This window comes from Rhodoplanes roseus (assembly GCF_003258865.1).
GTDB classification, from domain to species: Bacteria; Pseudomonadota; Alphaproteobacteria; order Rhizobiales; family Xanthobacteraceae; genus Rhodoplanes; species Rhodoplanes roseus.
Window position 1 is genome coordinate 26,221 of the sequence record NZ_NPEX01000033.1, and the last position, 9,306, is coordinate 35,526.

Sequence of the window (9,306 nt, forward strand, 5' to 3'; positions counted from 1 at the left end):
AACCGTTCAGTAGGCCCGTTCACTTCGACCGGTGCGGCAACGAAGAACTCGGACCGCCCTGGTACCTGTGCGCGTTGTACGTCGGGGTCCCCTTCTGTTTAGCCACCTTCTGCGTCGTTGGCTGCGTCGTCGGCTCGGTCATCGTGTGGGGGACCGAGGTCTTTGGTCCACCTTGATACTGGTGGGCATTCTGCGCCATCGTCGGCATTGTCAGCAGGCCCGATGCCACCATGCCGATCATCAGAGTTTTTGTGATCATCGTCGTCATCCATTTCGGTTGCGCCCATGCGCTACATTGATGAGTTCGTCGATGGCCCGGATTTGGTTACAGAGGGAGAGCGGCGTACGCGCCGAATTCGGTTCTGCTCGCGGAACCGGGCCGTCAGCACCTAAAGATCCACGTGGGCTCTGCGACGCATCGGCGATGACGCTGACGCAACAGGCAGCCATCAGGGCGGTCGTGGAAGGAGGAGCCGAGGAAGGGTCAAGGCCCGGCCGCAAGAAGCACCGTGATCGCGTACGGATGAAGCGAACAAACGGTTCTCCCGACCAGGGCGCGTAGTTGTGCGCGAAGCGGACGTGCATCCGAAAGCCCGTTAGATCGTCCTCGAGCAAGGTTGCTCGTCTCGCCGGCAGCCGCTGGACCGAAATCACTCGCTCGACGTGGAACGCGCCTCCCAGGATCGGATGAAAGCCGTTCTTCCGTAGACGATGATATCTGCCGCGGCAAAGGCAGGCTAAAAAACGTCTTGGCTGAGAAATTCGCGAATTTCTGAGAACCGCTGTAACCGGATCCTCGTCGCAGTCGAACTTGAGGAAAGAAGAGGTCGGCAGCAGCTGGCCGTTCGCTTGCGGGACTCCCGAGTACCCGGTCTCGTTCATCCAGTTCGGGAACAACCGCCGAGTCCCCAAGTGGAATCGCCCGGACACGTAGGCGCAAAGTGTCGCTCTGCGTGTCGGTTTCTCGGCTCAGAACACCGGATGGATATTCTTCCTCGAAGAGAGTCCTATGTTGGGGATGTTCGATGAGACCCTATGTGCTTGGGATCAGTTTAATGCTGATGGGCCTGACAAACACTGCACTGGCCCAGCATGTGAAAATTGTCGGGATCGGCGCGTCCACTTGCACCCGATTCGATGAGGAAATCGCTCGCAACCCGACGGTCGAGCGAGATTATTTTGCATGGGCACAGGGCTTTATGAGTGCAATCCTTCTGCGCGCTCCGGAAGGAAAGGACAAAGGCCTCGATCTTTCGCCAGAGTCTTTACCTCTTCAACAGCAGGCATCATTTTTGCGCATTTTCTGCGCGCGAAATTCGGAACTGAACTACTCGGACGGGGTGGTCGCGCTCTACCGCGAACTCCGGAAGCTATCAGGCGAGAAGTGATGCTCCGCCAAACAGCGCTGCCTCGGTCCGTAGGGGGCGGCGCCCCAACGAAATGCAAAGTCGTGCCAATTGAGGACGGACGTACTCGGCTTCAAAGGTTCACGCGCCGCAATCGCGCTGCATTGACGATGACACTCAGCGAGGAGATCGCCATCGCGGCTGCCGCGATCACCGGCGATAGCAGCAATCCGAGCAAGGGGTACAAGACCCCCGCGGCGACAGGCACCCCGATCGCGTTATAGATGAAGGCGAAAAACAAGTTCTGCCGGATGTTGCGCATCGTCGCCCGCGACAGCCGGCGCGCGCGGACGATCCCGGTCAGGTCGCCTTTGAGGAGCGTGACGGCGGCGCTCTCCATAGCAACATCCGTGCCCGTCCCCATGGCTATGCCGACGTCGGCTGCAGCCAACGCAGGGGCGTCATTCACCCCGTCCCCGGCCATTGAGACGACCCGGCCCGCTGTCTTGTAGGACTGCACGACCTCGCTCTTGCGATCGGGCAGGACCTCGGCCTCGACCTCCTCGATCCCGAGCCGGCGCGCTACGGCCTCGGCCGTCGTTCGGTTGTCGCCGGTCAGCATGACGACGCGAATTCCTTCGGCCCGCAGCGCCGCGATGGCCCCCGGGGTAGACGACTTCACCGGATCGGCGATCGCGATCACGGCCGTGGTCCGGTCCCCAACGCCCATGAAAATCGCGGTCGCGCCATCCTGCCGCAGGCGTTCAGCCTCGGCCGCGAGCGGGCCGGGATCGATACCTTGCTCCCGAAGGAAGGAGGCGCTCCCGAGCACGACCTTGCGGCCCTCGACTGTACCCAGCGCCCCCCTGCCGGTCGGCGAGTCGAAGTCGGCGACAGGGGCACTGGCGATGCTCCTGGCGTCGGCGGCCTGCACGATCGCGACCGCGAGCGGATGCTCGCTCGCCCGTTCGACCGAGGCCGCGAGGCGCAGCACCTCGGCCTCGTCGAATCCCGACGCGGGCACGATGGCGGTCACGGAGGGCTTGCCCTCGGTCAACGTCCCCGTCTTGTCCACCACCAGGGTGTCGATACGCTCCATCCGTTCGAGCGCCTCGGCGTTCTTGATCAGGACGCCGGCCTGGGCGCCGCGGCCGACCCCCATCATGATCGACATCGGCGTCGCCAGCCCGAGCGCGCAGGGGCAGGCAATGATCAGCACCGAGACGGACGCGATGAGCGCATAGGCCAGGCGCGGCTCCGGCCCGAACAGCCACCAGGCCGCGAAGGCCAGACCGGCGATCGCTATCACGGCGGGAACGAACCAGGCCGAGACCTGATCGGCCAGCCGCTGGATCGGGGCGCGGCTTCGCTGTGCTTCCGCCACAAGCTGCACGATGCGCGACAGCATGGTGTCGCGGCCGATGTGCTTCGCCTCCATCACCAGGCTGCCGGACCGGTTCATGGTGCCGCCGATCACCTGGGCGCCGACCTCCTTGGTGACCGGCATCGACTCGCCCGTCACCATCGATTCGTCGACCGCGCTTCGGCCGTCCACCACGGTGCCGTCGACCGGGATCTTCTCCCCCGGGCGGACCCGCAGGCGGTCGCCGATCTGAACTCCGTCGAGCGAGACATCCTCCTCGCGGCCCTCCGAATCAATCCGGCGCGCCGTCTTTGGCGCGAGATCGAGCAGGCCCCGGATCGCCCCGCTGGTGCTCTCGCGCGCCCGCAGTTCGAGGACCTGGCCGAGCAACACCAGCACCGTGATCACGGCCGCCGCCTCGAAGTAAATGGCTACCGCCCCGTCCGGCCCGCGGAGCGCGGCCGGAAAGATACCCGGCGCAAACGTCGCGACGACGCTGAAGATCCAGGCGACGCCGGTGCCCATGGCGATCAGCGTGAACATGTTTAGGTTGCGCGACGCCACCGACCGCCATCCCCGAACGAAGAACGGCCATCCCGCCCAGAGCACGACGGGTGTCGCAAAGGCCATCTGGACCCAGTTCGACGTCTGTTGGCCGAGATAATGGCCAAGTCCGATCAGGTGGGCACCCATCTCCAGCACGACCACTGGAATTGCGAGGGCGACGCCGATCCAGAACCGCCTCGTCATGTCGGCGAGTTCCTGGTTCGGCTCTGGTTCGGCGCTTGTGACCACTGGCTCCAGGGTCATCCCGCAGATCGGGCACGATCCAGGCCCGACCTGCCGGATTTGCGGGTGCATCGGGCAGGTATAGGTTGTGCCGTCCGGCACCGGTTCCGCAGCGCCGGTGCCGTCCAGATAACGGTCCGGCTCGGCGACGAACTTCGCCCGGCATCCAGCGGAGCAGAAATGGTAGGTCCGGCCCCGGTGCTCGGCGTGGTGCGCGGTCGTGTGCGAATCCACGGCCATCCCGCACACCGGATCCTTCTCGGACCTGACGCTGACCGCCGGATGCCTGTGACCATGATGGCCCTGTTTGTGGTCCGCGTCCTCATGGCCGGAATGCTCAGGGTGATCATGGGATCGATCATCATCGCCGAGCGAAGCAGGCGTATTCGACCCGGACGTGGCGGTGCGTGGGGGTAGATCCGACGGCATGTTGCGTCTCCGGACTGTCTACTTGAATTGCGGTGAGCGCCTGCCACCACGGGAGTCGGCTGGCATGTGAAAGCAACTCATGATCTTCGGCGAGACTACGCGGGCATCTGGCGTTCCGCCGCGACGGACAGCGCATTGCCCATCGCCGGCCGCTGCAACGCCGGGCAGGGTGTCGGCCGTTGACGCTCGAAGCCGAGAGGCAGGCAGGGCCTACTTTGTCTCCTGCTCCAGCAGCTTGGTCATCTCCTTGATGCCGTCCTCATTCTCCTTGATGGTTTCCTCTGCAACCTTGCGGACGGCCTCGCTCTTTGTGTTCTTCAAGGCAGCACGCGCCATGTCGATCGCACCCTGGTGATGGGGAATCATCGAGCAGAGAAACGCCAATTCCGGAGTGTCCGCCATCGCCCCCATCATCATGGACGGATTCATCTTTCGCATCGCTGCCATGAGGTCCCGGCCATTCTCTGACATCCCGGCCGGCTCCGGCATCTGGTCTGACGACATCATCGGCATGTTCTGCATACGGCCGGCCATCGGGGAGCCCTGCATGGCCTTTTGGCAGGCCTCCGGCACTGCGTTCATCGCCGCAGGCCCGCCGGTTTCCGCCGTCGATGCGGGTTGGGCGTAACATGCGGACGTCCAAACGAGCATGAGCAGTAGCGCGGCGGGAAGCGAGTGCATCGGTGTCATAGGAGCCTCCGATAGTGAGACATGCTTTGATATGCATGCATGAGCCCAATCTAAAGACAGGCTAATGGTTCCTGACGGACATGCCTTAATGACGCGACGCAGTGCCTGCGAGCCGGGTGCATGTGGGTCCGAACCCGACGCTTCATCAGTTGAACTTTGCTTGAGACGTGACGCCCGTCGGGCTCGTGATCTGCACAACCCCTTTCGGATTGTCGGGTACTGGGAGCGGAGAGGTTCCCCTGAGTTGATTGTCATCTGCGGCTGCAAGCGGCACCCGTTCGCTCTTGCCGTCCACGACCAGGATCGCCACGCCCTGATAACCTCTCGACGGCAACGGCTTTTCGTCGTGGGCGAGAAGGAAGGCCGCTATCGACGTCCCCTTGGTGACAAGCTCGATGTGATAGCTGCCAGCGTGAACGATGCGGCCGCCATGCTTCGGCTCCGGGTCGTGGGCATGGGCCGGAAACACCAGCCCAAGGACCACTGCCGCTGTTATCACGCGCCAGATCGTGTTGCTCATTGTCTTGCTCCTATGACCGTCAGAATGTTTGAACCGGTAGGCCCCGGTTCGGTGGAGTCAGATCCGCTGCAGTGCTCTCGCGCAGCCGCTCGATGGGCTTGCGCCCCAGCCGCAGGACAAGGACGGGTGTCACGAATGCGTCCAGGAGAGTGGCGCTGATCAGCCCGCCGAAAATCGTCACGGCGACCGGGTGCAGGATCTCCTTGCCGGCCCCCGAAGCGTCGATTAGCAGCGGCACCAGCGCGACCCCGGCCGAGAGCGCTGTCATTAGCACCGGCGTCATCCGCTCGAGGCACCCGCGGGTGACGAGATCACGGCCGAACGACATGCCCTCGTTTGCCGCCAGGTTAGCGATGTGGCTGATCTTCAGGATGCCGTTGCGGGCCGCGATGCCGGTCAAGGTGATGAAGCCCACCATGCTGGCGACCGACAAGGGCTCGCCGGCGATCCACAGGGCCGCCACCGAGCCGATCAGCGCGAGCGGCACGCTACCCATGATGATCAGGGCCAGAACGGCCGAGCGGTAGCGGCCATAAAGGATCGCGAAGATCATCGACAACGACACCAGCGACAGGAGCCCGATCGTGCGGGCGGCCTCCTCCTGGGCCTGGAACGTGCCTTCGAGGCGTGCCGTCACGCCCTGCGGCAACGGCGTCTCCGCGATGATCTTGCGGATCGCCGCAACGATGCCGGCCATGTCGGCCGAGCCGTCGCTGTTGGCGAGCACGACAATGCGGCGACGCGCGTTCTCGCGCAGGATTTGATTCGGCCCGTCGGTCTCGCGGATGTCGGCGATCAGGCGGGCCGGGATCCAGCCGCGCGGCGTCTCGATCAGGAGGTCGCCGAGCCCGCCGGTGGTGCGCAGCCGCTCGGGCAGACGCATCACCACATCGAAGCGGCGGTTGCCGTCGATCACCCGCGAGACGACGCGGCCGTTCGACAGGCGGCCGAGCTGGTCGACCACGGCGGCGGGCTGCACGCCGTAGAGCGCCGCGCGGCCGTAGTCGACACGGATCTCGAGCTGCGGGATGCGCACCTGCTTCTCCACCTGCAAGTCGACGACGCCGGGGATGCCCGCGAGCTTCTCGCGGAAGCTCTCGGCGACGGTCCGCATGGTGTCGAGATCCTCGCCGAACACCTTCAGGGCGAGCTCAGAGCGGATGCCGGAGAGCATGTGGTCGAGCCGGTGCGAGATCGGCTGGCCGATGTTGAGCGACAGGGGCAGCACGGCGAGCCGCGCCCGAATGTCGGCGACGATCTCCTGCTTGGGGCGGCCGCGATCGAGCGCGACCTCGAGCTCGGTGACGTGGATGCCCTCGGCATGCTCGTCGAGCTCGGCCCGGCCGGTGCGCCGGCCGACCGTGCGGATGCCGGGCACGTCCATCAACAGGCGCTCGGCGATGGTGCCGACGCGGTTCGACTCGGGCAGCGATACGCCCGGATTGAAGGTGAGCAGGATCGTGAAGGTGCCCTCGTTGAACGGCGGTAGGAAGACGCGCGGCAGCGACAGCGCCGCTGCGCCGGCGGCGATCACCAGCGCCACGATGGCGGCGAGGATCGGCCCGCCGTTGCCGTAGGCGCGGCGCAGCGTCGCGGCATAGCCGCGCTTGAGCACGCGGACGAGCCAGCCCTCGCGATGCGCGTGCCGGCCGAGCGCCGGCAGCATGTAGAAGGCCATCACGGGCGTCAGCGTGATCGACACCAGGAGGCTCGCCAGAATTGAGACGATGTAGGCCTGGCCGAGCGGCGCGAACAGCTTGCCCTCGATGCCGCCGAGCGCGAACAGCGGCACGAACACCATCACGATGATGGCGGTGGCGTACACGATGCCGGACCGCACCTCCTGCGAGGCGCCGACCACCACGTCGAACACCGAGCGGGGCGAGCCGATCGCGACGTTCTCGCGCAGGCGGCGGAAGATGTTCTCGACGTCGACGACGGCGTCGTCGACCAGCTCGCCGATCGCGATGGCGATGCCGCCGAGCGTCATGGTGTTGATGGAGAGCCCGGCGAGGTGGAACACCACGGCCGTGATCAGGATCGACATCGGGATCGCGGTCAGCGAGATCACGGTGGTGCGCCAGTTCAGCAGGAAGGCGAACAGCACCACGGCGACGACGATGCCGGCCTCGATCAGCACGGTCTCGACGTTGCGGATCGAGGTCTCGATGAAGTCGGCCTGGCGGAACATCGGATTGTCGAGCGAGATGCCGTGCGGCAGCGACGGCTCGAGCTCCCTGACGGCCTCCTCGATGCGCCGCGTCAGCGCCACCGTGTCGACGTCGGGCTGCTTCTCCACCGCGACCACCACGGCGGGCTTGCCCATGTAGCCGGAATCGCCGCGCTTGGCACGGGCCGCGTAGTCGACGGTCGCGACCTGATGCAGGAACACGGGCCGCCCGTCGACGGTCGCGACGACGACGTCGCGCAGATCCTCGAGGCTGGTCGTGCGGCCGATGTTGCGGATCAGCACCTCGCGTGCGTCGAGGTCGGCGAAGCCGCCGCCCGCGTTGGCGCCGAAGGTGGTCAGCGCCTTCTCGATCTGCTCGTAGCCCACGCCGAGCGCGCGCAGCGCCGGCGGCTGAGGGGAGACGCGATACTGGCGCACCTCGCCGCCCATCGGGATCACCTGCGCGACACCCGGAATCGCCAGCAGCCGCGGCCGGACGACGAAGTCGGCGGTCTCGCGCAGTTCCATCGGAGTCGCGATCTGGCTCGTCATGGCGATCATCACGATCTGGCCCATCAGCGAGGAGACCGGCCCCATCATCGGGGTCACCTCGGGCGGCAGCTGATCACGCACCAGCGCGAGCCGTTCGGCGACGAGCTGGCGGTTGCGGTAGATGTCGCCGCCCCACTCGAACTCGACATAGACGATCGACAGGCCGACGCCCGAGACCGAGCGGATGCGCGTGACGCCGGGCGCGCCGTTCATTCGCGTCTCGATCGGATAGGTGACGAGCAGCTCGACCTCGGGCGGCGCGAGCCCTTCCGCCTCGGTCATGATGGTGACGGTCTGGCGGTTGAGGTCGGGGAAGACGTCGACGGGCAGACGCGACATGCTGAACAGCCCGACGACGATCAGCACGGCGGCGAGCGCCAGCACCAGGATGCGGTTGCGCAGCGACTGGGTGACCAGGGTCGTGAACATGGCGCGGCCTCAGCGCACGTTGTCGAGGAGCGGCGCGCCCTGCATGACGATCCGCCGGCCGGGCTCGACGCCGGCCAGGATCAGCAGGCGGTCGCCGTCGAGCGGCGCGGTGCGCACCGGCCGCGGGACGAAGCGCTCGGCCGAGACGTGGTCGAACACCTGGGCCTGGCCGTCGGACCCGCGCACCACGGCGGAGCGCGGCACTGCGAGTCCGGAGGTCGTCTCGCCGGTCGCCGCCACCGCGGTGACGAACTGGCCGGTGCGGATGCCCTTGGTGTCGCCCGTGATGGCGAAGTGCACCGGGATGGCCTGGCCGCGGTCGGCGAAGCCGGCACCCCGGAAGGCGAGCGGCAGCGTCGTGCCGCCGGCCGTCACGGCGCTCGCCTGGGTGAGGCTGTCGAGCGGATCGAAGCTCATCGCCTCGACCCACAGGCGCGTCGGATCGACGATCTGGAACACGATCGCGTTGGTCTGGGCGATCTGGCCAGCGACCGGCACGCCGTCGGCGACGATGCCGGAGACCGAAGCGACCAGCGCCTCCGGCTCGCGGCGCACGCGGTCGAGCGCGGCGCGGCGGTCGTTCAGGCCCTTCAGCTCCAGACGGGCTTCCTCGAGCTGGGTGCGGGTCACGGCGCCGGCGGTGGCGAGCGGCTCCCAGCGGGCGATGCGGCGCTCGACGATGGCGATCTGCTGGTCGAGCTCGCCCTGGCGCTGGCGCATGTCGGAGGCGTCGATCGCCTGCACGGGCGGCGTGACATAGGCGAGCACGTCACCCGCCTTCACGGCCGCGCCGAGGCGCGGAAAGCCGCCGGGCGGTGGCGCCAGGCGGCCACCGACTGCGGTCTGCACGTAGCCGGCGGCGTCCGGGTCCGGGATGATGCGGCCGGGCAGCTCGACGGCGCGGCGGGTGCTGCCAATCGCCGAGAGGGTGTTCTCCAGCGCAAAGATGCGCTGCACCGCCTTGGGCACGAAGATGGTGCCGTCGGTCTGGCGCTGCGCCCGCTCGGCGACCGCGGTC

At 66.5% G+C, this 9,306-nt stretch carries 7 protein-coding genes; 1 reads left to right on the forward strand and 6 read right to left on the reverse strand.

Annotated elements, in window-relative coordinates; genetic code table 11:
* Positions 1-19 precede the first annotated feature (19 nt).
* Positions 20-268: a hypothetical protein gene (locus CH341_RS07285; protein WP_111418368.1), complete on the reverse strand. Its 249-nt coding sequence runs from the start codon at positions 266-268 to the stop codon at positions 20-22.
* A gap of 757 nt (positions 269-1,025) precedes the next feature.
* Here CH341_RS07285 and CH341_RS07290 point away from each other — a divergent pair.
* Positions 1,026-1,388, forward strand: a complete 363-nt coding sequence (locus CH341_RS07290) for a hypothetical protein (protein ID WP_245430929.1) — start codon at positions 1,026-1,028, stop codon at positions 1,386-1,388.
* Between the two features lie 91 nt (positions 1,389-1,479).
* Here the strand turns inward: CH341_RS07290 and CH341_RS07295 are convergent, their stop codons facing one another.
* The 5 genes from CH341_RS07295 to CH341_RS34105 form a co-directional block, all read right to left on the reverse strand.
* Positions 1,480-3,927 (reverse strand): heavy metal translocating P-type ATPase, encoded by a 2,448-nt coding sequence (locus CH341_RS07295; protein WP_111418370.1) that lies wholly within the window; start codon positions 3,925-3,927, stop codon positions 1,480-1,482.
* Between the two features lie 210 nt (positions 3,928-4,137).
* Positions 4,138-4,617 (reverse strand): DUF305 domain-containing protein, encoded by a 480-nt coding sequence (locus tag CH341_RS07300; protein ID WP_170149513.1) that lies wholly within the window; start codon positions 4,615-4,617, stop codon positions 4,138-4,140.
* 145 nt (positions 4,618-4,762) lie between these two features.
* Positions 4,763-5,137, reverse strand: a complete 375-nt coding sequence (locus tag CH341_RS07305) for a hypothetical protein (protein WP_111418372.1) — start codon at positions 5,135-5,137, stop codon at positions 4,763-4,765.
* A 19-nt stretch (positions 5,138-5,156) separates the two neighbouring features.
* Positions 5,157-8,288, reverse strand: a complete 3,132-nt coding sequence (locus CH341_RS07310) for an efflux RND transporter permease subunit (protein ID WP_111418373.1) — start codon at positions 8,286-8,288, stop codon at positions 5,157-5,159.
* Between the two features lie 9 nt (positions 8,289-8,297).
* A partial coding sequence (locus CH341_RS34105) for an efflux RND transporter periplasmic adaptor subunit (RefSeq protein ID WP_111418374.1) occupies positions 8,298-9,306 on the reverse strand: 1,009 nt, incomplete at its 5' end.